The organism is Acinetobacter sp. yr461, assembly GCF_900110445.1.
GTDB classification, from domain to species: domain Bacteria; phylum Pseudomonadota; class Gammaproteobacteria; order Pseudomonadales; family Moraxellaceae; genus Acinetobacter; species Acinetobacter calcoaceticus.
On record NZ_FODU01000014.1, the window covers coordinates 59,001 to 84,807 of the forward strand.

General features: G+C 39.9%; 22 protein-coding genes and 3 tRNA genes. 8 read left to right on the forward strand and 17 right to left on the reverse strand.

The features are described 5' to 3' along the window. Positions 1–318 precede the first annotated feature (318 nt). The 8 genes from BMW38_RS15885 to BMW38_RS15920 all read right to left on the reverse strand — a co-directional run bounded on the left by BMW38_RS15885 (position 319) and on the right by BMW38_RS15920 (position 8,108). A complete protein-coding gene (locus BMW38_RS15885) occupies positions 319–1,200 on the reverse strand; it encodes a hypothetical protein (RefSeq protein WP_092709836.1) in 882 nt (293 codons plus the stop codon). A 16-nt stretch (positions 1,201–1,216) separates the two neighbouring features. Then, positions 1,217–2,299 (reverse strand): 3-dehydroquinate synthase, encoded by a 1,083-nt coding sequence (gene aroB, locus BMW38_RS15890; protein WP_092709839.1) that lies wholly within the window; start codon positions 2,297–2,299, stop codon positions 1,217–1,219. Positions 2,300–2,327: 28 nt separating this feature from the next. Beyond that, a complete protein-coding gene (aroK, locus tag BMW38_RS15895; protein WP_003653807.1) occupies positions 2,328–2,897 on the reverse strand; it encodes a shikimate kinase AroK in 570 nt (189 codons plus the stop codon). A gap of 11 nt (positions 2,898–2,908) precedes the next feature. Further along, positions 2,909–5,062 carry a type IV pilus secretin PilQ family protein gene (locus BMW38_RS15900; protein WP_092709843.1) on the reverse strand — a complete coding sequence of 718 codons (2,154 nt, stop codon included), beginning with the start codon at positions 5,060–5,062 and terminating at the stop codon, positions 2,909–2,911. Between the two features lie 62 nt (positions 5,063–5,124). Next, positions 5,125–5,652, reverse strand: coding sequence for a pilus assembly protein PilP (locus BMW38_RS15905; protein WP_092709845.1), 528 nt, complete (start codon positions 5,650–5,652; stop codon positions 5,125–5,127). Between the two features lie 10 nt (positions 5,653–5,662). Continuing rightward, positions 5,663–6,412, reverse strand: coding sequence for a type 4a pilus biogenesis protein PilO (locus tag BMW38_RS15910; protein ID WP_092709848.1), 750 nt, complete (start codon positions 6,410–6,412; stop codon positions 5,663–5,665). Further along, positions 6,409–7,050: a PilN domain-containing protein gene (locus BMW38_RS15915; protein ID WP_092709851.1), complete on the reverse strand. Its 642-nt coding sequence runs from the start codon at positions 7,048–7,050 to the stop codon at positions 6,409–6,411. Before BMW38_RS15915 ends, BMW38_RS15910 begins: the two co-directional genes overlap by 4 nt. Further along, positions 7,050–8,108: a pilus assembly protein PilM gene (locus BMW38_RS15920; RefSeq protein ID WP_198496579.1), complete on the reverse strand. Its 1,059-nt coding sequence runs from the start codon at positions 8,106–8,108 to the stop codon at positions 7,050–7,052. The genes BMW38_RS15915 and BMW38_RS15920 overlap by 1 nt, the downstream gene beginning before the upstream one ends. Before the next feature lie 161 nt (positions 8,109–8,269). On the opposite strand from BMW38_RS15920, the gene ponA reads away from it, so the two are divergent. After that, the gene (gene ponA, locus BMW38_RS15925) at positions 8,270–10,831 is read left to right on the forward strand and encodes a penicillin-binding protein PBP1a (protein ID WP_139193547.1); all 2,562 of its coding nucleotides are present in this window, start codon (positions 8,270–8,272) and stop codon (positions 10,829–10,831) included. A 53-nt stretch (positions 10,832–10,884) separates the two neighbouring features. On the opposite strand, the gene BMW38_RS15930 is transcribed toward ponA, so the two are convergent. From BMW38_RS15930 to BMW38_RS15970, 9 genes are all read right to left on the reverse strand, one after another. Continuing rightward, positions 10,885–11,709 carry a putative RNA methyltransferase gene (locus BMW38_RS15930; protein WP_092709857.1) on the reverse strand — a complete coding sequence of 275 codons (825 nt, stop codon included), beginning with the start codon at positions 11,707–11,709 and terminating at the stop codon, positions 10,885–10,887. Positions 11,710–11,711: 2 nt separating this feature from the next. Continuing rightward, positions 11,712–12,044, reverse strand: coding sequence for a DUF7709 family protein (locus BMW38_RS15935; protein ID WP_092709860.1), 333 nt, complete (start codon positions 12,042–12,044; stop codon positions 11,712–11,714). 59 nt (positions 12,045–12,103) lie between these two features. Next, positions 12,104–13,222 carry a phospho-N-acetylmuramoyl-pentapeptide-transferase gene (gene mraY, locus BMW38_RS15940; protein WP_092709863.1) on the reverse strand — a complete coding sequence of 373 codons (1,119 nt, stop codon included), beginning with the start codon at positions 13,220–13,222 and terminating at the stop codon, positions 12,104–12,106. Next, entirely contained in the window at positions 13,223–14,623 is a 1,401-nt protein-coding gene (gene murF / locus BMW38_RS15945) for a UDP-N-acetylmuramoyl-tripeptide--D-alanyl-D-alanine ligase (protein ID WP_092709866.1), read from the reverse strand. A gap of 8 nt (positions 14,624–14,631) precedes the next feature. Continuing rightward, entirely contained in the window at positions 14,632–16,131 is a 1,500-nt protein-coding gene (locus BMW38_RS15950) for a UDP-N-acetylmuramoyl-L-alanyl-D-glutamate--2,6-diaminopimelate ligase (RefSeq protein WP_092709869.1), read from the reverse strand. 3 nt (positions 16,132–16,134) lie between these two features. Further along, a complete protein-coding gene (ftsI, locus tag BMW38_RS15955) occupies positions 16,135–17,967 on the reverse strand; it encodes a penicillin-binding protein PBP3 (protein WP_045433434.1) in 1,833 nt (610 codons plus the stop codon). Between the two features lie 11 nt (positions 17,968–17,978). Next, complete coding sequence (ftsL, locus tag BMW38_RS15960) at positions 17,979–18,311, reverse strand: cell division protein FtsL (RefSeq protein ID WP_004789835.1); 333 nt, start codon at positions 18,309–18,311, stop codon at positions 17,979–17,981. Continuing rightward, the gene (gene rsmH, locus BMW38_RS15965) at positions 18,311–19,234 is read right to left on the reverse strand and encodes a 16S rRNA (cytosine(1402)-N(4))-methyltransferase RsmH (RefSeq protein ID WP_092709872.1); all 924 of its coding nucleotides are present in this window, start codon (positions 19,232–19,234) and stop codon (positions 18,311–18,313) included. Before rsmH ends, ftsL begins: the two co-directional genes overlap by 1 nt. 231 nt (positions 19,235–19,465) lie before the next feature. Further along, the gene (locus tag BMW38_RS15970; RefSeq protein WP_092709875.1) at positions 19,466–20,464 is read right to left on the reverse strand and encodes a sulfate ABC transporter substrate-binding protein; all 999 of its coding nucleotides are present in this window, start codon (positions 20,462–20,464) and stop codon (positions 19,466–19,468) included. 399 nt (positions 20,465–20,863) lie between these two features. Between BMW38_RS15970 and BMW38_RS15975 the strand changes: the two genes are divergently transcribed. The 7 genes from BMW38_RS15975 to BMW38_RS16005 all read left to right on the forward strand — a co-directional run bounded on the left by BMW38_RS15975 (position 20,864) and on the right by BMW38_RS16005 (position 25,788). Beyond that, entirely contained in the window at positions 20,864–21,163 is a 300-nt protein-coding gene (locus BMW38_RS15975; protein WP_004639749.1) for a hypothetical protein, read from the forward strand. Positions 21,164–21,279: 116 nt separating this feature from the next. Further along, the gene (gene gltX / locus BMW38_RS15980) at positions 21,280–22,788 is read left to right on the forward strand and encodes a glutamate--tRNA ligase (RefSeq protein ID WP_092709877.1); all 1,509 of its coding nucleotides are present in this window, start codon (positions 21,280–21,282) and stop codon (positions 22,786–22,788) included. A gap of 57 nt (positions 22,789–22,845) precedes the next feature. After that, positions 22,846–22,921, forward strand: a tRNA-Ala gene (locus BMW38_RS15985). Positions 22,922–22,946: 25 nt separating this feature from the next. Next, positions 22,947–23,022, forward strand: a tRNA-Glu gene (locus BMW38_RS15990). Positions 23,023–23,150: 128 nt separating this feature from the next. Next, positions 23,151–24,572, forward strand: a complete 1,422-nt coding sequence (locus tag BMW38_RS15995) for an amino acid permease (protein ID WP_092709880.1) — start codon at positions 23,151–23,153, stop codon at positions 24,570–24,572. Between the two features lie 119 nt (positions 24,573–24,691). Continuing rightward, a complete protein-coding gene (locus BMW38_RS16000; RefSeq protein WP_092709883.1) occupies positions 24,692–25,591 on the forward strand; it encodes a hypothetical protein in 900 nt (299 codons plus the stop codon). Positions 25,592–25,712: 121 nt separating this feature from the next. Continuing rightward, positions 25,713–25,788 (forward strand) — tRNA-Glu (locus BMW38_RS16005). Positions 25,789–25,807 lie beyond the last annotated feature (19 nt).

Genomic DNA, 25,807 nt, shown 5'->3' on the forward strand with positions numbered 1-25,807 from the left:
ATAAATGCGTACACTGGTTTTTGCTAGAAAAATGTTTTGACTTATTTCGCACTCTTTTAAAGCAGTTCGACCCCACGACTCTGCATAGACTTCACTCTTTAGAGCGCCAAAATAGTTAGCAGTACATTAATAAGCACAAGAATAAAGCAAAAACTATGCCAATATGTTTTTTTCAACCTAAGTGTTTATATTTATTAAAAATAGATCAGTTTTATTCAGGCTATCATTTTAATAAATGACCAAATATGCACCACACTTGATCAAAGAGTATATGTATTTCTTATTATTGCACTATATTTGTGCAAATTATTCTTACCTTTAGTTTCCTCTTGTGCCCTCATTTGTTGCATTTTTTGGAGGAGCTTCAGTTGCACGATTTTGTTGAGCCTTTTTAGCAGTATCAACAGCAGAATTAGACTGGTGTACATCTACAACATTCCCCTCGGCATCTCGACGAATAATGGTTGTCCGAGTTGTAGAATTTGTTGCCGGAGCAGCCACTTTAGGTTGCGTACTTATAGCCCCATTTACACCTGCGCCCATAAGCAAAGACTCATCAATTTTAGGTAAGGCAGCTGGGCGTAACCGCACTTCATAAGTTTGGCTAATCCCACCTTTCATTTCATCCGCACCTAAGTCATTGACGAGTGGCACATAAGTCGAAAATTGTTGAGGTTGCGGCTTAATTGATTCAGGCAAATTAAGATTCAGTTGTGTTAACTGCTGAATTGTATCTTCAGAACGTTTAAATACGCCATATGTCAAAACATATTGTTCAGATTGCTTTTCTCCACTTAATCGGAAGTAGATAAATTTATTTCGGTCTGAACGATTCTTTAAAAAGTTTTTAATAATATCTTCGTCAGATGCACGGAACAGCTCAAGCGTCCATTGTTTCTTGTTTTCGTTAATAAACTTTGTACCGCGGAACTCTGCCTCATGTTGACCAGATACAACCGTCCGAGTCGTTAAATCAAGAGGCCTAACTTCATCAGCTAAAGCCCCCAAGTTAGCCGTTGTTGCCACTTTTTCTGGCTGAATTTGCACTGGTGTGTCTGAATCGGCTGCTTTTTCAACTTCGACAAGCTTCTTACTATCAGTCATTACCCAGAAAATAAAAGCCAGAAACAAGCAGACGATACCACCCACCAACCAGATATATTGTTGAACATTCTGCCAAAGTGTACGTGATACAGTCATGTGTTACCTTAATTTATTATCCGTGTTGATTTGCCAAAATAGCTTGTTTCATGAGTTCAACATCAAAGTCTTTAGTAATTACCGCTTGTCCAAGTTGCTTTAACAACACTAAACGTAATTGACCATTGAGGACTTTTTTATCATGTGCCATATATCCAAGGAATTCATCCAATGGAATTTTTGGACATGATATCGGCAAATTAGCGCGTTGAATAATTTTTTTTGTACGCTCCACATCATCGCTTGAAATCCAGCCTAAACGCTGCGATAAATCAGCTGCCATGACCATGCCGGTAGCAACTGCTTCACCATGCAACCAAGTGCCATAACCAAGGTAAGATTCTATAGCATGACCAAACGTATGACCTAAGTTGAGTAAAGCTCTTTCGCCTTGCTCTTTTTCATCGTTTGCAACAATACGGGCTTTATGAGCACATGAACGATAGACTGCTTCTGCTAAAAGATTGGCATCTCGACCAACCAACCCATCCATATTTTGTTCTAACCAAACTAGAAAATCTGCATCACCTAACAAGGCATACTTAATGACTTCAGACAATCCAGCAGACAACTCACGATCTGGTAAAGTGTTGAGTTGAGCCATATCAGCCAAGACAACTTGAGGTTGCTGAAATGCGCCAAGCATATTCTTACCCAGTGGATGGTTAATTCCAGTTTTACCACCCACACTTGAATCTACCTGTGAAAGAAGTGTGGTAGGAACCTGAACAAAATATACACCACGCTGGAAACATGCTGAGGCGAAGCCAGCCATATCACCTATAACACCACCGCCTAAAGCTAAAACCGTACAGTCTCGGTTAAAACCAGCTTCAAGTAATGCATCAAAAATTAAATTTAAATGTTGAATATCTTTATATTGTTCACCATCAGGCAAAATACAAGTAGCTATAGTTTTACCCAAACTTTTTAACGCTTCTTGATAATGAGACAAATATAAAGGAGCGACCGTTTCGTTACTCACGATCATGACCTGTTGACCATGAATATAAGGCTCAAGCAACTGCTTAGGATCAAGTTGACTGCCAATAAAAATAGGGTAACGGCGTTCGCCTAATTCAACATGTAAAGTTTGCATGAATTTATAAAACCACGAGTAAGTTTGGCTATATTAGCGTGTTAGACAAAATAAGTTGCAAAATCTTTTGAGCAAGATCACGAGCAGCGCCCTGATTGGTTTCAATCGTATAATGAGCAACTTCACGATATAAAGGATCACGTGTTTTTAACAAATCACGCAATTTTTGTTCAGGGTTTTCAACTTGTAATAGAGGTCTGTTTTTATCGCGATACGTTCGTTGTAATTGAAGTTCCACAGGAGTGTAGAGGTAAACAACAATACCGCGCTGCTTTAGAAACTCACGATTTGGCGCTTGAGTGATGGCACCACCGCCAGTTGCCAATACCAAGGCATTACGAGAAGTCAACTCATTCAAAACGATGGTTTCACGAGTACGAAATCCAATTTCCCCTTCTTTTTCGAAAATCCAAGGAATAGTAGCACCCGTTTTGCGCTCAATTTCATGATCACTATCTAAAAATTCACGCCCCAATAGTTCGGCTAAATGACGTCCAACGGTTGTTTTTCCTGCCCCCATGGGCCCTACCAAATAAATATTTGGCAGGGTTTCAAACGCTTTGCTTGGCAAGGCGCCACCTATTTCAATTGCTTTCATTGAAAAATATATTAATGATTTCTCACCAAAGTGTCATTAACAATTCGTGGCGTAACGAAAATCAGTAACTCTTGTTTATCATCAGATTTCACATCTTTTCTAAATAAACGGCCAACTACAGGGAGGTCTCCCAAGAAAGGAACTTTGGTTTGTGAATTAGAAGTTGCCTGTTCAAATACTCCACCCAAAATAACGGTTTCCCCATTATTCACCAATACATTGGTATTAATCTGATTTTTATTCAAAATTAACTCGCCATTAGGAGCACTATCGGCAACCGAGTCTTTTGAAATATCCAATTTCATTTGAATTTTACCGTCAGGTGTAATACTTGGCGTAACATCCAAACTTAAAAGTGCATCTTTAAAAGAAGTTGTGGCAGTTGAACCAGAAGCAGAATTAGTTGTAGTTTGATATGGAACTTGCTGACCTGTTGCCACTCTAGCTCGTTGTTTATCAGCAGTCATGACTTTTGGGGTTGAAATCACTTCACCATAACCATCTGCCTGCAATGCTGACAACTCTAAATCCAACATAAAATCAGACATACTGATTAAACTAAAAGCTATGCTACTGGCTCCGGCTGAGGTAACACCCAAATCAACGTTTAAATTATCTGGCCGTTCAATCGTGTATTTACCTTTGTCATCTGGTTCTCTTAAATTCCAAAGCGTCGTATCACTACCCCCCACCAACAAATTGTTATTATTGGTAATCCCTTGCGATAATATTCCCCACTTAACGCCAAGCTCTTTGGTGAATGAAGTAGAGGCTCTTACAATTCGCGCCTCAACCATGACCTGTTTGACTTGCACATCCAACAAATCAATCATTTTACGAATTTGATCAATCGACTGTGCTGTATCATTAATAATTAAGGTGTTGGTTCGATCATCTTGAGTAATTGTTCCACGTGGACTCAACAAACTCCCAACATTATTGCCTAAACTATCAACACCCGTATTTAAGTTAGTAGAAGTTGATGTTCCGCCAGCAGAAGTCCGTTGTAAACCATTACTATTATTTGAGCCTTGAGTAATTAAACCCATAATATCCTGAGCTTGCGCATATTTAAGTTGAATATACTCAGTTTGTAAGGGTGCAAGTTTGACACTTTGAGCAACAGCCTTAGCTTCTTCCTCTTCAGCCTTAATCAACTCTGCAACAGGCGCAATCCAAATAACGTTACCATTTCTGCGTTTATCCAGATTTTTAGTTTTTAAAATAATATCAAGTGCCTGATCCCACGGAACATCTTTCAAGCGCAAAGTAATATTACCCTGAACACTATCGGCGGCCACCATATTAATGCCCGTAAAATCGGCAAGTAACTGTAGAACCCTACGAACTTCAATATCCTGGAAATCGAGAGAAAGCTTATTACCAGAGTAATTAGGCGTCTTATATAAAGAAGTTACGTTTTTGTCTTGTGGACGCTTTAAGCTAATGGTGAGTTTATTTTCCGCTTGATAGGCCATATATTCATAGCTACCAGTAGATTGGATCGTAATAACGCCATTGCCTTTTTCATTATAAGATTCGATGGTAGAAACAGGGGTCGCAAAATCGTTCACATTTAAGCGTTTAGCTAAATGAGTGGGAATTTTAGAGCCTAGTGTTCTCACTACAACTTTGCTGCCTTGTTGTTGAACATCAACAGGGGTATTACTTCCCAATAAATCAATAACAATTAACCCTTCACCTTGACCACCACGCTGAAAGCCAATATTTGAAACACCTTGGGGTTGCATCGTACTTGTTGGTAAAGGTTTAATAGCTGCTTGAGCTGAATTAATCTTTAAAATAAAAGTATTGCCTTCTATGCGTGTTGTAAACGCACCCGCCTCTTTTAAATTTACAGTTAAACGTGAGCGCTGATCGTCAGAACTGACATCGACCGAACTCGCTTCATTTGTACCAATTGCCACTTTTGACTGTGTTAAAGTCTGCTGAGCTTTATTAAAATCCAAAATCAAACGTGAAGGATTTTCAAGTTGATATGCCTGTGGTTGTGGCGGCAAACCATTAAACATAACTCTAATTTCTGTACCCTGACCTGCAATTTGTGTCGGTACAATATTGGTCATGCTGACCTGTGCAGATGCAACCTGCATAACTGCAATGGCTACAGCCCCCATAGAAAACTGACGGAATACGTGATTCATTGTCTGACCATCCCCAATTAAATAATCTTTAAAAATACTTTTTCTTTGTTATTCCCTAAATTTTAGGGTGCGGGTCCAATTAACACTAAGGTTCTTGGTCTCTCCACATAGCCTTCGCGCCCATCGGGGACAATTTCCACCAGATCAATCTGGGTTGGACCAATATGGGTAATACGCCCTTGATTCATCCCGATATAGTTCCCCACCTGCACTCGCTCAATTTGCTGATCAGGTGATTGGATAAGAGCCAGTACTTGCCCACGGTTATTACGTATGCTTCCTTTCATATTTAAGGATTCTAATGCATAACTTTCTAAAGGCTGAGGTGCACGTGAGAAATTCGGATATACCCGTTTTCCTGCCATAATTTTGAGCTCAGCAGCAAGTGAGCTTGGTAAAAATGGACTCTTTAGCTGATGAGCCGCATAATTAAACTGTGGCACAGGTGTGAAAACCGGTGCTGGATCTATCTGCTGTGGTGGCTGGTTACGTATATCAGCCATTTGCTGATTTACAGCGTCAATTCTCGAGTCACATCCGACTAAAACTAAACATGTCAAAATAGAAAAAGAAATTTGCTTAAGTTTCATTGTAATGCTCCTATTTCGACTGTGTATTAGCAGTAGAGGAAACAGGTGCTACTGAAGCCGAAGCGTTGTTTTCCGGATGTTCAGCATTTTCTGCGGCGCCCATATAGCGATAAGTTTTTGCTTTAATAGAATAATTAAGTACAGGAATATCTGACTTACTATCTTTAACAGATGCAGCCTCTACAACAAAGTCATGCATTGTCACAATACGTGGTAATGCCGCAATACTACTGACAAAAGCACCAAAAGCGTGATAATCGCCGGTTGCTTCCATCGTAATAGGCTGTTCAATAAAAATTTCCTGCTTCACTTCATCTTCTAAACGGATATTTTTAAACTTCAGGCCAGAATTCACCCCAGTTAAATTAATATCTTCAACCAAACTTGGAATTTCGGTTTCTTTTGGCAGTTGCTCTAACTGCTGATTAAAGTTTGCTTGCATCTCTTGAAGTTGAAGCTGATATTGCTGCAAGTTACGCAATTTTGAATCTTTTTCTCGAAATTCATTCAACAAATTACTTTCTTGTGCCTGTGCATTATCAATTGCTTGTAGCTTTGGCTGAATAACAACAAAATATCCCAAAGCCAACACAGCAAAGAAAATAAAAATCCAGCAAGTAATTTTCACAGATAATGGCCAGCTACCATAGCTGTTCATATCTAGTGTGTTAAATTGCTGAAGAAATTTTTCTAAAGTGATCTTTTTTTTCTTAGATGGAGCTTGCTCTAACGACAACTCATGAAGTTCATCCGGACTCATTTAACCGCCCCCTTATCCGTACTTACAGACGTATTGGCGGTATCATCTGTTGTAGTCACCCCCATTTCGCCCAAATCAACAGTCACAACAAAACTGCCATAGCTATCTTCCACTCGAGGAAGCAGCGAACTCGCAGTCTTATCTTTTTTCTCTTCAGTCGCTAAGAAAGAGTTCATAAAAGCGTTGCGATACCATGATGATCCTTCGAGATTACGTAATAACTCCGCAACCGTATTTGGACTTTCCGCTTTACCTTCAATGGTAAATTTATCTCCAGTTCGACTAAATTTAGTCAAATACATTGTAGCAGGAGTAACACGTACCAATTCATCTACCAAACGAACGACAACAGGGCGCTGACTTTGTAATCCCTGAATAAGTTTCATACGCTCGATAATAGCGTCACGCTGTTCTTGCAGACCATTTAAGGTTTTAAGTTTTTGATCTAGACTCTGGTTTGTACTGGTGATGAGTTGATTAGCTTGTTCTTGATCATTTAATTTTTGATTCAAATAAAACCACCCAGAAAATACAGTGGTGATCCCCAGAACAACTACCCCAAAACAGAAAATAATAAATTGCTTTTTGCGCTGTTCCCTAAGCCCATCACGCCAAGGGAGTAAATTAATTGTTGCCATTAATCAAAACTCCTTAAAGCCAAGCCACATGCCACCATTAACGAAGAAGCATCATTTTCAATTTTTTGAACATCGACTTGAGGAGAAAAACCCATTTGTAAAAACGGATTGGCAATGGTCACACGGTAACCAAGTTTTTGCTGCAACAATTTAGCAAGCCCAGGAATATTGGCATTCCCACCAGCGAGTAAAATATGGTCAATTTCATTGAATTGTGATGAAGAGAAGAAAAATTGTAGAGATCTAGCTGCTTGCTGCACTACAGCATCAAGAAATGGCTCTAAGATTTCGATGTCATAATCATCTGGTAAAGAGCGCTCTTTTTTAGCCCGTCCCGCTTCCTCTAAAGACAAACCATAACGGCTTTGAATTTCCAAAGTCAGCTGTTTGCCACCAAAGACTTGTTCACGGGTATAAATGATTTTGCCACTTTGCATAACCGATAATGTAGTCATGGTATGGCCGATATCTAAAATACCAATGGTATTTGCACCCATTGGCAAGCTATCAGCAAATACACTAAAAGCACGCTCGACAGCATAACTTTCTACATCAGCAAGCTTAGGAGTTAAGTCCACCAGTTCCAGCACTTCTACTCGCGTTTCAACATTTTCTGTTCTTGTTGCAACTAAAAGTACATTCACGCGGTTTGGATTAGGCAGTCGATCTGGTAAAACCTCAAAATCAAGGCTCACTTCATCCAAAGGGAACGGTATATACTGTTCCGCATCTAATCGAATCTGAACTTCTCGCTCATCATCATTCATATCTGCATCCATTTCGATGGTTTTATGAATAACCGTCGATGTTGGAACAGCAATTGCAGCGTTACTGGTTTGGGGATTTGCTAAATTCATCGCCCGTTCCAAAGCTTCCGCAACTGCCTCTGGATTCAAGATATTTTTTTCAACTACACTGTTCTCGGGTAAAGGCATCAAAGCATAGCTTTCTACCCAATATTTACCGTTCTTAACAGAGAGCTCTAACAACTTAACAGAAGTCGAACTAATATCGACACCCATTAACCCCTTATTCGGTTTACGATATAACCTGAGCACACTATTGTCCTATTATTTTTTTATCCCCAAAAAAAATTACAAACCAATAATCTAGGTCTTTATTTTTACACGGATACAATATCTCATCTAACAATCCGCATGTCTAAAGGCTATACTGACCACAATTAGTTTGTATTCGATCTTATTAAAGCTTACTTATCATGAAAAAGCTATCCAGTTTGGGCTTCGTGCGTCCAATTTTTTTGATCATTATTATTATCTTAGTCTCACTTCCGATGGGCTTTTATGGCATGTATCTCTATATCGCCCCATCGCTCCCAGAAATGAGTTCACTAAAAAAAGCTCCGCTTTTAAAACCACTACAGGTCTACACATCAGATAATCAACTGATTGCCGAGTATGGTGGTAAGCTGTCTATTCCAGTTGAATACAAACAAATTCCTCCTGCTTTTATTCATGCCTTTTTAGCAGCAGAAGACTCTTCTTTCTTTGAACATAGCGGGATCAGTTTTAAGGGTTTAGGGCGTGCTTTAAGTGAAAGTGTGACTGGTTCTGATGTGCAAACTGGTGGTTCAACCATCACTATGCAGGTTGCAAAGAACTATTATTTGAGTCCAGAAAGAACATTAAAACGCAAAATAACCGAGATCTTTTTAGCTCGAAAAATTGAGCAAAATTTATCCAAAGAAGAAATTCTCAGTCTCTATGTGAATAAAATCTTCTTAGGAAAAAATGCTTACGGTATCGCAGCAGCAGCCAAAATTTATTACAACAAAAGTATTAATGAGCTAAGCATTGCTCAAATGGCAATGATCGCAGGTTTGCCAAAAGCGCCTTCTAAATACAACCCTGTGGTTAATCCAGAGCGTGCACTTGAACGTCGTAACTGGATTTTAGGTCGTATGTTACAGCTGGGTTATATCTCTCAAGCAGAATACCAAAAAGCTGTGGCTGAACCGATCAACCTCAATATGCCCAATCGGGATCTAAATAATATTCACCCTTATGCAGGTGAAATGGTTCGTTCAGAACTGGTAAAACATTTTGGCGAACAAGCAATTGATTCTGGCTATAAAGTCTATACAACCATCAATGCTAAACGCCAAGCGATTGCTGAAAAATCTGTGCAAGATGGTCTTGAAGCTTATGACCGTCGTCATGGCTGGCGCGGTGCTGAAGCACATGACAAACCATTAAGTGAATTTAGAGCATATGCCAACACCTACCCTGCACAAGTTACCAAGGTAAATAGCAGCTCTTTTGAAGCATTAATGCAAGATGGCACAACAGTTACTGTACAGTGGTCAGGTATGTCATGGGCCCGTCCCTATCGCAATGCGAATAGTGTAGGTGGTGCTCCTTCCCGTGCATCTCAAATTGTTCAAGTTAAAGATATTGTTCGCTTACGTCCAAATGAAGCAAAAACAGCATGGTCTTTAGTTCAGGTTCCAAAAGTTCAAGGTCAACTCATTGCAATCAATCCTAATGACGGCTCAATTGAAGCAATTGTAGGTGGTTATAACTTCTATCAATCGAAATTTAACCGTGCTTTACAAGGCTGGCGCCAACCGGGTTCAACGATTAAACCTTTTGTCTATGCATTGGCACTAGAGCGCGGTATGACACCGTACAGTATGGTTAATGATAGTCCTATTACGATTGGTAAGTGGACACCGAGAAACTCAGACGGTCGTTATTTAGGAATGATTCCATTACGCCGTGCGTTGTATTTATCTCGTAACACCGTATCTGTACGTCTTTTACAGACAGTCGGAATTGAACGTACTCGCCAGTTATTTATGGATTTTGGTTTACAAGAAGATCAAATTCCACGTAACTACACCATTGCCTTAGGTACTCCTCAAGTCTTACCAATTCAAATGGCAACGGGATATTCGACTTTTGCCAATGGCGGCTATCGCATTCAACCGCACTTTATTCAACGTATTGAAGATGCATACGGTAAAGTGATTTATGAAGCTAAGCCAGAATATGCATGTATTCCATGTATTAACGCGCCTGACACAACTGATGACGAGCAAAAAACGACAACAACAGATGATGAAGTGATTGAAGTTACTAATAAAGATGTAGAGCAGAAAGAAAAGGCAGCTAAGCAACTTAATCTTAAACAGACTGATAAAGCGAACAGTGAATATCGTCAGGCGCAGCGTATTTTAAAATCAAGTTCTGCCTATGACATGGCTAATATTTTACGAGACGTTATTGAACATGGTACAGGCCGTGCTGCGCTTAAAATTGGTCGTAATGACTTAGGCGGTAAAACAGGTACAACCAACGATGCAAAAGACGCATGGTTTGCTGGCTTCAATGGCAAGTTAGTTACTGTGACGTGGGTTGGATTTGACCAACCGACGACACTAGGTCGTCGTGAGTACGGTGGTATTGCTGCATTACCGATCTGGATCAACTTTATGGGTCAAGCATTGGAAGGTACACCATCAGCTTGGGTTCGCCTCGACAAAGATGCTCAAGCACCTATTTCACGTGACAAAACTCAAGCGGTAGTAGAAGTTAGCGACAAGAAAACTTATCGTGCGGCTCCACCATTGGCTCGTCCACTATATCGTCCAGCACCACCGCAACCGAAGCTCAACAATAACAATGACTTTGCCGATTTACCTGGCGAAGAAATTGTTATTCCATCAAAAGCTGCACCTCCGGCCATGAGACCTTCACAGGAACCTGCGCCTAAGCGAGAAAAAGATGAACTAGAAAATCTGATTAATCAGATTGAATAAATAATAAAAAAGCCATCGTTAGATGGCTTTTTTTACGCTTTAAAAATAGTCTATTAGCTAGCTTCTTTATTACGCTTCTGAAAGACATAAATTTGAAAAGAGGCCGTTACTTCTAATTGCGACTGCTGCTCTAACTGCAAACGACGTTCGGGAGAAGCTTTATAAGCATAAGGCGTCATAGCAATTAGATTTTTTAAGGCCTGCTGATCAAGCACAAAAGGGGCATCAATAATTTGCTCTTGCTTGAGCTCAAACAAATCTTGCAACTGCTCCACAAACTTTTCTGGCGTGTGAGGATTAACTTGTTCAAATAAAGCTTCACGCATTGCATATAAATGTTCAGAGGCAGGCGTGACAACAATTAAATAGCCATCATCTTTTAAAACACGTGCAATTTCTGCTTGTGGAATTGGGCTAAACAAACTGGTACATGCATCCATGCTTTGATCAAGCACAGGTAAAGTCGCACCAGTTCCCACAACCCAAGTCACTTCAGCATTGAGCTTTGCTGCACGCTGTACCGCATTTTTTGCAATATCAACGCCAACACATTGCTCAACCACTTGCTGCATGGCACTTGTGTAATAGCCTTCACCACACCCAATATCAAGTACAGTTTTTACATCGAGTTGTTTCAACAAAGCGACTACAGCATGTTGTAAGGGTTGGTAATAACCGCCTTGTAAAAAAGCTCGTCTCGCATCGACTGACTCTGGCGTATCTCCGGGGTTTTTACTGTGTTTATGTTGCACAACATGTAAATTGACATAACCTTGTTTAGCGACATCATAACTATGCCCTTGTCCACATCGCCAAGTTTTTTCATTTAAATCCAGAGATTGACGGCACACAGGACACATTAAAATTTGCTTAGTCACTTTTAATTATTCTCTTGTTCTTTTTGCTGTAAATAAGTCTTTGCCTGCATTCCCACAAATGTACGCCCTGCATTTGTTCCATTAATCCATTCATCTACTTGAAATAAATCAAACAGACCAACCTTGACTAAAGTTGGAATTGCGATCTTTAATTCCTCTTCAATCTGTCCTCTTTGCCCTGCATTATATAATTCAATATTATGCAACATTGTAGCGACAGTTCCTGTTTGTACCTGGCTTCCATCTTTAAGTAAGACCTGAGGTAACACCTCACCCTCACCAACCACTTTTTGATTAATTACAGATAATTGGTCTAGACCAGCAACTTTTGTCATTCATCTCTCCAATAAAAAAAGCCAGTAGAACTGGCTTTATATTGACACTAAAATAAGATCTATCGCAATTTTAAAGTCATTAGACCTAAAACTACTAATATAATTGTAATAATCCAAAAACGAATCACAACTTGGGTTTCTTTCCAGCCCTGCTTTTCATAGTGATGATGCAACGGCGCCATTAAGAATACGCGTTTATTACGCATTCGCAGCGATCCAATTTGCAAGAAGACAGATACTGCCTCCATTACAAATACACCACCCATAATCGCAAATACGATTTCTTGGCGCACCATGACAGCAATTGTTCCAAGCATCGCGCCTAAAGCTAAAGCGCCAACATCACCCATAAAGATTTGGGCAGGGTGCGCGTTATACCAAAGAAATGCCAAACCTGCGCCAATCATGGCAGAACAGACCACAACAAGCTCAGAGGTATATTTTACATATGGAATATGTAAATAGTTAGCGAAACGGATGTCACCAGACAAGTAAGCAAATACACCTAAGCCTGTAGCTACCATTACAACAGGCATGATCGCCAAGCCATCTAAACCATCGGTTAAGTTAACCGCGTTAGAGGCACCATTAATCACCAGATAGGTAAATACAATAAATGCCAAGCCTAAAGGAACAATTGAGAGTGGAATTGAAAGATTCTTAAAGAAAGGAATCAATAAATCCAGCATATTTGCAGTATGTTCTGCATTGGACTGTTGAGTTGCAATTAAATATAACGCAATACCAGCACCAAGGGATGCAACAGAAGTCCAGAAAAACTTCTTACGTGCAGGTAAACCTGCATTGTCTTTATAGCGAATTTTAATCCAGTCGTCTGCCCAACCTACAGCACCGAACACAACCATTACACCAAGCACAATCCAGACATAAGGGTTAGATAAATCAGCCCAGAGTAAAGTACTAATCCCAATTGAAAGCAGAATTAAAATCCCGCCCATCGTTGGTGTACCCATCTTTTTAGCATGATTTTCAGGAGCAAATGAACTTACTGCCTGACCGTATTTTAACGCTTGTAATTTACGAATCATGATCGGTCCGAGGACCAAACCAATGGTCAGGGACGTTAATACACTGAGTAAAGAACGTAATGTTAAATAACGAACGACCTGAAACGAGCTGTGATAGCCCGCAAGTTGTTCAAACAACCATAACAGCATTTAAAGTTTCTCCATCAAATCAGCCATCAACGTTTCCATATGAGTAAAGCGAGAACCTTTAAACAGGAAACTCATGGACTGGGGTTGATGTGTTTGGATTAGATTGATTAGAAATGGAAGCGCCTCAGCTTGTGTCTGAAATGCTTTCACTTTATTGGAATGAGAGTCTGCACCCTCGAGAGCGGCTGAAGCAAACTGCCCAACTGCAATAATATGATCTAAAGGAAGCTGAGCGAGATCATGGCCTAAATCCTGATGCTCTTGCCAACTGCTATCTCCCAACTCACCAATATCACCCATTACCATCACTTTTATGCCTTGTTGCTGTAACAACACTTGTGCAGCAGCGCGCATAGAAGTCGGATTGGCGTTGTAAGTATCATCAATAAATAAGTAAGGAGATTTTTGAATAAAGTTTAGACGACCTTTAGCACCCTGAGCTTGCTCTAAGCCTTGGACAATATCTTCAAGTCCAATACCAAGCGCCAAAGCAAAGGCTACAGCCGCAGTGGCATTTTGCACATTATGCTCACCTGCAAAGGGGAGTTTAACGGTACTCGTCCCTTGCGGCGTATGTAGAGTAAAATTTGTTGATTGAGGCAATAATTCAATATCTGTTGCATAAATATCACCCCCTACACCAAATGTAGAAATGCGATGTGCTTGCGCAGCTTTATGAATTTCAGTAGTAAAGTCATCTTGTTGTGGAACGATTGCAACGCCATTTGGTAAAATATGACGATAAATTTCTGATTTAGCGCGGCAAATACCTTCACGTCCACCAAATTCACCCAAATGAGCTGTCCCAATATTTAAAATGCCCGCAACATGCGGCTGAACCAACTTAGAAGTATAATCAATTTCACCCTGATGACTTGCACCCAGCTCCATAACAGCAAACTGATGTTCTTTTCTCAGTTCAAGCAACATCATGGGTACACCGAGGTCATTATTTAAATTGCCTCGAGTGATTAGTGTCGGTGCTAAGCGCGATAAAATACTACCCAGCATTTCTTTGGTTGTAGTTTTGCCACTACTTCCTGTTAAGGCAATCACTTTTAGTTGTGTATTTTGCTCACGACGATAAGCGCCAAGTAGCCCGAGAGCCAAGCGAGTGTCGGCAACAACCAACTGTGCAATAGCTACATCCAAAGGGCGTTCAACAATTGCGATTTGACAACCATTCGCTGCAACCTGAGCTACAAAGTCGTGCGCATCAAAACGTTCACCCTTAAGTGCTAAAAAAACATCCCCAGCTTCCGCATGACGTGAGTCCGTCAAAATACGTTTAATTTCAGTTTGAGGGATCTGGTCTTTATGCCAGTAGCCCTGTGTTGCCTGTTGTAATTGCTGAGCTGTCCACGGTTCCAAAGGCACGGTACTGGTGGTTGAAGTATGCATAATTTGTCCTATTGTGCAGGGTAAGCAGCGTCTACAGTATGGTGTTGCGCAGCAATGGCTGATTGAACTTCAACAACATCATCAAACCAGTGACGCACACCATTAATTTCTTGATAGTTTTCATGACCTTTACCAGCAATAACAACAATATCACCAGCCTGAGCCTGCTGTGCAACAAATTTAATTGCTTCACGGCGGTCATGAATTTCATGCATACGGTGCCCTGAAAAATCGATTCCTTGCTTCATATCAGCAAAAATTTGTTCAGGGTCTTCAGTTCTTGGGTTATCCGAAGTCAAAATAATCGGATTTGCACCATCTAAAGCGGCTTGAGTCATTAGTGGACGTTTACCACGGTCACGATCTCCACCACATCCGAATACAGCCCAAAGTTGATTAGATACATGACGTTTTAGAGTTTTAAGTACCTGAATCAAAGCATCTGGCGTATGCGCATAATCCACAACAAATAAACGCTCACCATCACGAATGACCTGCATTCGTCCTGGTGCACCAATCAATTGAGGGACAAAAGCGACTAATGCTTCTAAATCAAAACCTGCTTGCTCAGCAGCAATAAGTGCTGCAATCAAGTTTTCGACATTGAAATGTCCCAATAATGGACTTTGAACAGCAAAAGAACCTTGCTGGCTGACTAAATTAAAAGTCGCCCCTACCAAACTGTAACTTAGGTCACTAATATAATAATCTGCTGTATTTTGAGTAAGCGAGTACGTCAGAATCTTTGGCTGAGCAGGATTTTGTTTTGCTGCATTTACCATTAGAGCAGCATACTCATCATCCAGATTAATAACAGCCACTTTTAAAGAGCTGAAGCGGAATAAAAGAGCCTTAGCTTCAGCATAAGCCTCTAAAGTGCCATGATAATCCAGATGATCACGGCTCAAATTGCTATAAACGGCAATTTCAATAGCACAACCATTTAAACGGCCCTGCTCTAAACCATGTGAGCTTGCTTCCAAAGACGCAAAAGTTGCACCTTGTTTAGCATAGTCATGTAACGCATTTTGTAATTGTAAAGCATCAAGTGTGGTATGCGTTGATGGTGTTAAGTCTGGCAAAATACCATTACCCGTAGTTCCCATCACTGCACATTGCTGTTGTTGCGAACTAATTAACTCGGCAATTAGACGTGAAATTGTCGTTTTACCGTTTGTGCCTGTCACTGCAACAATACGTGCTGGTGCAACTGGATCTATCTGCTGCAAATAACGCTGTTGCCACTCACCCATGCGCTGACGTACATCAGGACATACCCACTCATTTTCCAAACCCAACTCAGTCTCGCTAATGATAGCAAGTGCACCATTGGCTAAAGCTGACTCAGCAAATATACGCGTTTTTTCAGGTTGGCTATAACTGGTCAAGGCGATAAAGATTTGGCCTAAATCAACTTTACGGCTGTCTAAACTAAAGCCATGAAAAGGCTGCTTAGACCACTGTGCATCAATCTCGACTGGATTAATTTCTTGAAAAGAAACAGACATAGCTTACCTGCGAATAGGGTTTTCTGGAGTATCAAGGGGTTTATCAAGCGGTACGTTCATTAAGCGCAATGATTCTTGCATAATGCGTGCAAAAACAGGGGCAGCAACCAAACCACCGTAATAACGGCCTTGCGGGTTTTCAACCACAACAATAACAGCTAAACGCGGGTCACTAATTGGAGCTACACCAGCAAATAAAGCACGGTATTCATTATTTGAATAACCTTTACGGTCTGCACGAAGTTTATGCGCCGTACCAGTTTTACCACCAACACGATAACCCGGAATATTAGCTTGTTTTGCAGTACCACCAGGCATAGTTACCTGCTCTAGCATGAGCAAAACCTGATCGGCAATTTTTGGAGCTAGAACTTGTTCACCTTTAGGTGCCTGATCTAACTTATGCAGACTTAAAGGCATTTTCTCGCCATGATTTGCAAGCATTGCATAGCCTTGCGCCAACTGGAGAATAGTCGCATTTAGACCATAACCATAAGCCATGGTACCAATTTGGGAAGAATTTAATTTACTTACCGGTAGCACCAAACCTGAGCTTTCACCCGGGAACTTCACAGCCGAACGTTTACCAAAGCCAGCGCGATTAAAGAAGCTCGGCAATGTTTGCTTTGGAAGCGACAATGCAATTTTTGCAGAACCCACGTTTGAAGACTTGATAATCACGCCACTTACAGTTAATGCACCATAATTATGAGTATCACGAATCGTATGCCAACCTAAACGCATTGAACCAGGAGAAGTGTTTACAATGGTATTTGGCGTATATTGTCCAGTTTCCAGTGCCGCAGAAACAGTAAATGGCTTCATGGTTGAACCCGGTTCGAACATATCAATCGCACCGCGGTTACGCATGGCATCTTTATTAGATAAACCGTTTTTGTCATTTGGGTTATATGACGGCCAACTTGTCATTGCCAAAATTTCGCCAGTTTTAACATCTACAGCAATAGCTGTTGCCGAGCGAGCGTTATTTGCAACACCAGCAGCCGTTAATTCACGGTACATAATGTACTGCAAACGGGAGTCAATACTTAAAGTGATGTTTTCGCCCGGTTCACCCTCACGAATAACCTCTGAAACTTTTAGACGGTTTCCGCGCTTATCACGAATAATTTTTTGCTCACCATCCACACCCGACAGCTGTTTATTGAGCTGCATTTCCAAGCCTTCAATCCCTTGGCCTTCACTGTTGGTTAAACCAATAATCTGGGCATTTGGCTGTGGTTGAGGATAATAACGCTTATACGTTTTCTCGGCATATACCCCTTGAAAGTTACCCTTCGTAATGAGGTCTGCCTGTTGCGGTGGTATTTCTTTTTTCAAAACCAGATAACGAGAACGCGGTCGTGCATTCATCTGTTTTTTAAGATCGGCACGGTCTAAACCAACAACATCCGCCAACTCATCAAGATTCAAGTTTTTATCGGGTAATTGTCTTTTTAATTTACGATTATTCGGATCTTTCTTTAATTCTTCTGTAATTTGGTCATATAAGTGCTTCGTATCGAAATAATCACGTGGATCCATTACGATTTTCATGATCGGTGTACTAATTGCCAAAGGTACCCCGTGGCGATCACTAATCACGCCACGCATGGCTTCCACACGCTCAGTACGCAAAATATTGGCATTGGCCTTGTTTTGTAAAAAATCCTTATTAATTACTTGTACATAAAATGCACGTGCAATTAAAACAACAAAACAGAGCAGCACTACTGCCCAGAGCAGATAAAACCGCCACATATCAAATGCAAGAGTTGGTTTTTCCGAAATAGACTGCTGTTTTTTCCGTGTTTGTTTTGTTCGCTTATCTACCATACAGCAAGGCCTTACTTATTTTGCTCTGAGGTCATTGGTAAAGAAATTACCACCGTTTCTGCAGCCGGTGGAGAAAACATCCGTAGCTGAGTTACAGCACGCGTACCAATCTGTGCTGTTGCACCAAAGGTTTGTTGCTCAATGAGCAAACGCCCCCATTCAGCATTGAGATCATCACGTTCACGCATATAAGAGCTAAGCTCTCTATAATCATGACGATATTCAAATACTTGAAATACCACCATCATGGCACTTATAAAAACAAGCGCCACCAATACTGTATACACAACAACTTTTTTCACCACTTTGTTTTCTGTGGTTGCGATTTCATCACTGCTTTTCATTACGCGCCTTTTTCTTCCAAGCGTTCAGCAACCCGAAGCCATGCACTACGTGAACGAGGGTTCGCTTTTACTTCTTCTTCACTCGCACGAACCCGCGAAATTTTCTTTAATCTTCTTGTATCTACCCGCTGCTCAGGCATTCCCCAACCGAAATCTTCTGCTAACGTAGATTCTTTTTGAATAAACTGCTTAATCAGTCGATCTTCAAGAGAATGGAAACTAATAACAGACAAACGTCCTTCCGGTTTTAGTAAGTCTACAGCTTGCGGCAAAAACAGTTCAATATCTTCTAGCTCTTTATTAATAGCAATTCGAATAGCCTGAAATGCACGTGTCGCTGGATGTTTATGTTTTTCCCATTTTGGATGAGCAGTTTTAACAACTTCCGCCAATTGAGCGGTCGTTTCTAGTTTTCCAGCTAGTTTAATGGCTTTAGCAATACGTCGACTATAACGCTCTTCACCATATTGATAAATAATATTTGCTAATTGTTCTTCTTCAATTTTAAGTAACCACTCGGCAGCAGTTAAGCCCTTAGAATTATCCATTCGCATGTCCAACGGACCATCTTGCATAAAACTAAAACCACGCTCTGCCTGATCAAGTTGAGGAGATGAAACCCCTAGATCAGCCATAATTCCATCAACACTCATCACACCAATTTCCTGCATCTTCTCTTTGATATCAGCAAAACTGGCATGAATGATGGTAAATCTTGAATCTTCTTGTGCCAAAGTAGCAGCAACTTCCAATGCTTGAGGGTCTTTATCAAATGCATACACTCGCGCATTTTCATCAAGTTTAGAAAGCAATAAACGGGTATGCCCACCTCTTCCAAAGGTTGCATCGATATACACCCCAGTTGTGCGATCTGCCAATAAGCTCTCAATGGTCTCGGAAAGTAAGACAGAAATATGCGACATAGGTGTTAAATCATAGCGTGAAAATGTAACTGCACATTATCACCTTGTTTATGACCAACGCCAAACTGCTTTTTGTAGGAAAATATTAATTTTTCATAGATAAAACCGTTTTGTTAGCATTTTTTAAGCAAAATAAAAAGGCAAACGTACCTTTAGGGCACGCTTGCCGACTTATAAATAAATTGAATGCAGTTTTAATCTAAAAAACGATAATCTATTTCAATAGTTTTCTTATTGTTTACCATCATAAATCTGATCAAAAATCGCACCATTAGCAAAGTGAGTTTTTTGAGCTTTCGCCCAACCACCAAAAACATCATTAATGGTAAATAATTTAATTTTTGGGAATTGGGCTGCATATTTAGCAGCCACTTGAGCATTACGCGGTCGGAAATAATGTTTAGCAGCAAGCTCTTGCCCTAACGGTGAATATAAAAAGTTCAAATAGCCTTTTGCTAAAGTTCGATTCCCATCTTTATCAACGGTTTTATCTACAATTGCGACTGATGGCTCTGCCAAAATTGAAATTGATGGGTAAACAATTTCATATTTATCTTTATCAGGTCCTTTCGTTGCCAATAAAGCTTCGTTTTCCCATGATAATAAAACATCACCAATTCCACGTTCAGCAAATGTTGTTAATGAACCACGTGCGCCCGAATCAAGTACTTTTACATTATGATAAAGTTTTTTAACTAACTCACGAGCTTTAGCATCATTACCACCTGGTTGCTTTAAGGCATAGCCCCATGCAGACAAATAGATCCAACGAGGTGCGCCACCTGTTTTAGGGTTAGGAGTGATAATTTCAACGCCTGGTTTTGTTAAGTCATTCCAGTCACGTATATTTTTCGGATTCCCTTTTCGTACTAGAAATACCACTGTAGAAGTATAAGGTGCAGAATTATTCGGAAATTCTTTTTGCCAATTCGGCTGGATAAAGCCTGCTTTCACAATCTCATCAATATCATTAGCTAACGCTAACGTTACAACATCAGCTTCTAAACCAGTAGCCACCGCCCGAGCTTGTTTACCAGATCCACCATGCGACTGTTTAAATTCAACATCCTGCCCTGTGCGTTGTTTCCAGAACTTACCAAAGGCCTGATTATATTCTTGATAAAATTCTCGAGTCGGATCATAAGAAACGTTTAAAAAAGAAGTAGCTGCCTGAGCTGCTGTTGCCATTCCCAAGTACACCGCTACAGCCATTATTGATATTTTTTTCATTTACAAAATCCATCATTGGTTTTAGTTTTACTATATTTTTAATTTTATAATTTACAATCAATTACTTATATTAATATATTTTTTATTAATCTCTTTAAAATATATAGATTAAGATGTCTAAGTTATTTCATTTTTGAAAAGTTTTGTAATTATTCTTACAACTTAATGAGGGCCTTCACTTTATCTACACATTAATTTGTTAAATAATGAAGCGCAAAGGATACATATGGCCTACATTTGGGCCGACCAGATTAAAATATAGATAATTTTTGTAAAAAGTGTGACACAGTTCCACTTTTTTATTAAGATTTATGTTTAAATCGTAGCATTACCGTAATTTTACATTTCGTTAAACTCAAAAAATAGATGAAATGTAATGAACAGAGGGGATGATTAATAATGAAAATTCATTATGGAAAAGCGTTAAGCTTAAGTTTGGTGCTGGGTTTGGCATCACAGTTTTCTGCAGCTGCAGTACTTAAAGATACTCCAAACAAAACTGGGTCAGATAAGCAGACTTCGCTTATTGAAAAAGCTTTAGATCAGCAGAAACGTAATCCTATTGTATTACCTTCTACAAATGATGAACTTAAAGTACTCAATTCAATTCGCGTTACCCCCACTCAAAACTTTCTTGCTGCTCAGCACGAACGTTTTTCACGTTTTGTTCAGGCGATCTTCCAGCCACATGCATCTTAAATTCTGAAACTCCCCCTCACCGTTTCAGTTTTAGCCCAGTCTGATGTTAAATAAAACGTCAGAATACTGGGCTTTTTCGTTATAATAGTTTCAATTTTTATTTTGACCCATTACCTATGAAAGTTCGTACTCGTATTGCACCTTCCCCTACTGGTTTTCCTCATGTCGGCACCGCCTACATCGCCTTATTTAACATGTGTTTTGCGAAACAACATGGCGGAGAATTTATTTTAAGGATTGAAGATACAGACCAACTTCGCTCTACACCAGAGTCTGAAAAAATGATTTTGGATTCATTGCGTTGGTTAGGCCTAAATTGGTCTGAAGGTCCAGATGTGGGGGGGCCACATGCACCGTATCGCCAATCTGAACGTATGGGAATTTATAAGCAATACGCGTTAGAACTTGTTGAAAAAGGTCATGCTTTTTATTGTTTTGCTACAGCCGAAGAACTAGACCAGATGCGTGCAGAACAACAAGCACGTGGTGAAACACCAAAATATGACGGTCGTGGGTTAAAACTTTCTCAAGAAGAAGTGACACGTCGCTTGGAAGCGGGCGAACCACATGTTATCCGTATGAAAGTACCTGAAGAAGGTATTTGTAAATTTAATGACTTATTACGCGGGGAAGTTGAAATTCCTTGGGCGCAAGTCGATATGCAAGTTCTTCTTAAAAATGATGGATTACCAACTTATCATTTAGCCAATGTCGTTGATGACCATTTAATGGAAATCACTCATGTATTGCGCGGTGAAGAATGGCTTCCATCTGCACCAAAGCATCAGTTGCTTTACCAATATTTTGGTTGGGAAATGCCGACACTTTGCCACATGCCGTTGTTACGTAACCCAGATAAATCAAAATTATCTAAACGTAAAAACCCGACATCAATTAACTACTACCGTGATATCGGTGTATTACCAGAAGCCTTGTTAAATTATTTAGGCCGTATGGGTTGGTCAATGCCGGACGAAAAAGAAGTATTTACGCTACAAGACATGATGGATAACTTTGATATTCAACGTGTATCACTTGGCGGTCCGATTTTTGATGTTGAAAAATTAAACTGGCTTAACGGTCAATGGATTAAAGGTTTAACTCCCGGCCAACTATTAGACCGTTTATTAACATGGAAGAGTGATCGCAGCACTTTAGAAGATATTGCTGCTGCCATTCAACCGCGTATTAATTTGCTTTCAGAAGCAGTAAATTGGGCTGGTTTCTATTTTAACCATATGCCACAAATCACAGCAGAAATGTTTGAAAGTAAAAAATTGACTTCTGAACAGGTTCGTCAAAGTCTTCAATTTGCAATATGGCGTCTTGAAGGCCAATTTACATGGAACAATGACACTGTTAGCCAAACTCTGATGGATCTTGCGAACCAGATGGAGATTAAATTACGCGATTTCATGCCTGCGTTCTTTATCGCAATTGCAGGTTCAACCAGCTCAACACCTGTAATGCAGTCAATGGTCACCCTTGGACCTGATTTAACTTTCGCTCGTTTACGTCGCGCTTTAGAAATTGTGGGTGGACCAAGCAAGAAAGAAGTTAAAAATTGGGAAAAACTCAATGAGAGCTTAAAATTGCCGAAAAATGAAGCAACTAGCGAAGTTTAATTCATTTTTTAGTTGACGTGTGAGCGCATTCAACCTAATATTGCGCTCACACAAACTGGGGTCATAGCTCAGTTGGTAGAGCGCTACAATGGCATTGTAGAGGTCAGCGGTTCGATCCCGCTTGACTCCACCACGCTCCTTTGTGTTTGCCTCATCAAGTCCCTATCGTCTAGAGGCCTAGGACATCGCCCTTTCACGGCGGTAACCGGGGTTCGAATCCCCGTAGGGACGCCATATTCTGCTTTAAAAATTATAAAAAGACTCTATCGTCACCTTACTGTTTATTCTTTATCTCTTTCTAGATTGCACATTTGTCTATTTTATCTAAAATAGCGTCTTTCTTAATTCTCTCAATGTGTAATATGCAGCCATCTGACAATCAACTAGATGCTCATCAGCATCAGAACAGTACTGCACCTTTAAAAAGAGCCATGAGTACTCGCCATCTTGTTATGCTATCACTAGGCGGGGCAATCGGAACTGGTTTATTTTTAGGTTCAGGGGAAGTCATTTCACAAACTGGAGCTATTGGCGCAATTATTGCCTATATTCTTGGTGGCGCGATCGCTTATATGGTCATGCTCTGCCTAGGAGAACTTGCTGTACATATGCCTGTTTCAGGCTCTTTTGGTGCCTATGCCAAAAAATATATCAGCCCCAGTACAGGCTATATGATTTCTTGGATGTACTGGTTGACCTGGACTGCAACGCTTGGAACTGAATTCACAGCCGCAGCATTACTCATGCAGGAATGGTTCCCACATATTTCAATGTGGATCTGGACAATTGTTTTTGCAATCACTATTTTTGGTTTAAATATTAGTTCAACTCGCATTTTTGCTGAGTCTGAGTTTTGGCTAGCTCTTATTAAAGTAATTACCGTTATTGCTTTTATTGTACTGGGCCTATTAGCAATTTTTGGTTTAATTCCTTTTCATGGTAGCCAAACTGCACCACTATTTAGCAATCTTACAGCTCAAGGCTGGTTCCCGCATGGTTTAATTCCTATTTTCACCACCATGCTGATTGTTAACTTTGCTTTCTCAGGAACCGAATTAATTGGCGTAGCAGCAGGTGAAACCAAAGATCCGGCTCAAAATGTACCCAAAGCAATTAATGCAGCGATTTGGCGTCTTCTTATTTTCTTTGTAGGGACTATTATTGTTATTAGTGCTTTACTTCCTTTCCAGCTTGCAGGTTTAGGCGGTGAAAGCGTAAGTAGTAGCCCTTTCGTTACCGTATTTAATTATATTGGCATTCCATATGCGGATGATATTATTAGATTTGTAATTATTACAGCCCTACTTTCGGCAGCAAACTCAGGCCTTTATGCCGCTTCACGTATGATGTGGTCACTGTCAGAACAAAAATTATTACCTAGCGTATTTGCTACGCTCTCAAAAAGTGGAACACCTATTGTTGCCTTAGTTGTAACAATGTTTGGAGCAATTCCAGGCTTGTTATCAGAGCAATTTGCCCCAGAGACTATTTTTAAAAATCTGCTTGGCGTTGCAGCATTTACTATGGTTATTGTCTGGATGAGCATTTGTTTAAGTCAATTTAATTTCCGTCGCCAATGGTACAAATCTGGCCATACAGTTAAAGACTTACAATATGCTGCCCCATTATTTCCTATCGTCCCGATTTTAGGTTTTATTTTCTGCTTTATTACCTGTTTAAGTATGGCAGCAGACCCTGAAATGCGTGCTGGTTTTGTAGGCTGCCTTATTTTTACAGCTTTATGTTATATCAGCTATTTTATTTTTTACCGCAATAAAGTCTAAACCATCCTTATTCAATGAAAGTGTAGCAAAAAGCTACACTTTTTTTTGTCTACATACTGGTTTTATATAACATACCGTTGTAAATTAAAATTTATATTAAAAACAATTCCTTGCATAGAATGAAAATTATATTTATCCACGGGATGAATCAACAGAATTACACAGCACATCGATTGAAAGAGCATTGGTTAAAAGTATTTAAGCTCGGTCTAAAGCAAATGCCTTGCAAAGTTAACGTACGCGATCTTCATATTCATATGCCATTTTATGGCGATTTGATGAATAAATATCAATTAAGTAATCAATTAGATCTTACAACCTTGTTACCTAAAACTTTTTTAAATAATTATTTACCTATTCATTTACATGAGAATAATCCCCCAACGAAAGAACACACCCCATTTATTCCTTTATTGTCGCCATCAACGGATCAAGCTGAAAAAAGCTTTTCAGAACGACTCTATCTGACCTCTCAACTCGTAAAGGATCGAGTACTCAAAGAATTGGTTGTTCTTTTAAACAACTTTCCAAAATTGCATGAGAGTTTGATACAGCAGTTTCTGATTGAAACTTATATGTACTTATCTAATCCTGAATTTATGCAAGAAGTGAATGAGCGAATTTTAAAGAAAATGCGAGAAGATGATGATTATATTGTCGTTGCGCACTCTCTCGGCTCAGTCATTGCCTATCGGCTATTTTCAGACCCATCTTATCAATTTTCAGTTAAACGATTTATAACTTTAGCGTCCCCTTTATCTTTTCGCGTCATTCAAAGTAAGCTCCCGAGCCCAATTGCCAGACCACCCTGTATTCACGGTGAATGGTTTAATTTTTATTCCCAAGATGATTTTCTGACTGCATTTCCATTATCTGAGGCTCCTTTTAACTTTGATCCACCTATTATTAATCAGAAAATTTTTACCTTCGCTAACCAGCCACATGAGATTTTAGGATATTTACAACATCCCTCCGTGATAAAGGCAATTATTGAACCTTTTCAGAAAAAAGAGGGCTAAATGTATATATTTTCTACAATTTGAGTTATTTTTAAGCGCTTGATAGCTTTTTTTAATATTTATTCAGAAAACTATTTGACACTTTTATTAAATCGACCTAATATACGCCCACCTCTGAAACGTCCCTATCGTCTAGAGGCCTAGGACATCGCCCTTTCACGGCGGTAACCGGGGTTCGAATCCCCGTAGGGACGCCAGTAATTTTTTCAGATGTAT

What these genes read in the sequence shown, in the direction of transcription:
- ponA (WP_139193547.1), top strand. Translation starts at nt 8,270, where the DNA reads ATGAAAAAGCTATCCAGTTTGGGCTTCGTGCGTCCAATTTTTTTGATC.
- gltX (WP_092709877.1), top strand. Translation starts at nt 21,280, where the DNA reads ATGAAAGTTCGTACTCGTATTGCACCTTCCCCTACTGGTTTTCCTCAT.
- BMW38_RS16000 (WP_092709883.1), top strand. Translation starts at nt 24,692, where the DNA reads ATGAAAATTATATTTATCCACGGGATGAATCAACAGAATTACACAGCA.
- BMW38_RS15915 (WP_092709851.1), bottom strand. Translation starts at nt 7,050, where the DNA reads ATGGCAACAATTAATTTACTCCCTTGGCGTGATGGGCTTAGGGAACAG.
- ftsL (WP_004789835.1), bottom strand. Translation starts at nt 18,311, where the DNA reads ATGAAAAGCAGTGATGAAATCGCAACCACAGAAAACAAAGTGGTGAAA.
- BMW38_RS15975 (WP_004639749.1), top strand. Translation starts at nt 20,864, where the DNA reads ATGAAAATTCATTATGGAAAAGCGTTAAGCTTAAGTTTGGTGCTGGGT.
- aroK (WP_003653807.1), bottom strand. Translation starts at nt 2,897, where the DNA reads ATGAAAGCAATTGAAATAGGTGGCGCCTTGCCAAGCAAAGCGTTTGAA.
- aroB (WP_092709839.1), bottom strand. Translation starts at nt 2,299, where the DNA reads ATGCAAACTTTACATGTTGAATTAGGCGAACGCCGTTACCCTATTTTT.
- BMW38_RS15885 (WP_092709836.1), bottom strand. Translation starts at nt 1,200, where the DNA reads ATGACTGTATCACGTACACTTTGGCAGAATGTTCAACAATATATCTGG.
- BMW38_RS15935 (WP_092709860.1), bottom strand. Translation starts at nt 12,044, where the DNA reads ATGACAAAAGTTGCTGGTCTAGACCAATTATCTGTAATTAATCAAAAA.
- mraY (WP_092709863.1), bottom strand. Translation starts at nt 13,222, where the DNA reads ATGCTGTTATGGTTGTTTGAACAACTTGCGGGCTATCACAGCTCGTTT.
- BMW38_RS15970 (WP_092709875.1), bottom strand. Translation starts at nt 20,464, where the DNA reads ATGAAAAAAATATCAATAATGGCTGTAGCGGTGTACTTGGGAATGGCA.
- BMW38_RS15995 (WP_092709880.1), top strand. Translation starts at nt 23,151, where the DNA reads ATGCAGCCATCTGACAATCAACTAGATGCTCATCAGCATCAGAACAGT.
- BMW38_RS15910 (WP_092709848.1), bottom strand. Translation starts at nt 6,412, where the DNA reads ATGAGTCCGGATGAACTTCATGAGTTGTCGTTAGAGCAAGCTCCATCT.
- rsmH (WP_092709872.1), bottom strand. Translation starts at nt 19,234, where the DNA reads ATGTCGCATATTTCTGTCTTACTTTCCGAGACCATTGAGAGCTTATTG.
- ftsI (WP_045433434.1), bottom strand. Translation starts at nt 17,967, where the DNA reads ATGGTAGATAAGCGAACAAAACAAACACGGAAAAAACAGCAGTCTATT.
- BMW38_RS15905 (WP_092709845.1), bottom strand. Translation starts at nt 5,652, where the DNA reads ATGAAACTTAAGCAAATTTCTTTTTCTATTTTGACATGTTTAGTTTTA.
- murF (WP_092709866.1), bottom strand. Translation starts at nt 14,623, where the DNA reads ATGCATACTTCAACCACCAGTACCGTGCCTTTGGAACCGTGGACAGCT.
- BMW38_RS15900 (WP_092709843.1), bottom strand. Translation starts at nt 5,062, where the DNA reads ATGAATCACGTATTCCGTCAGTTTTCTATGGGGGCTGTAGCCATTGCA.
- BMW38_RS15950 (WP_092709869.1), bottom strand. Translation starts at nt 16,131, where the DNA reads ATGTCTGTTTCTTTTCAAGAAATTAATCCAGTCGAGATTGATGCACAG.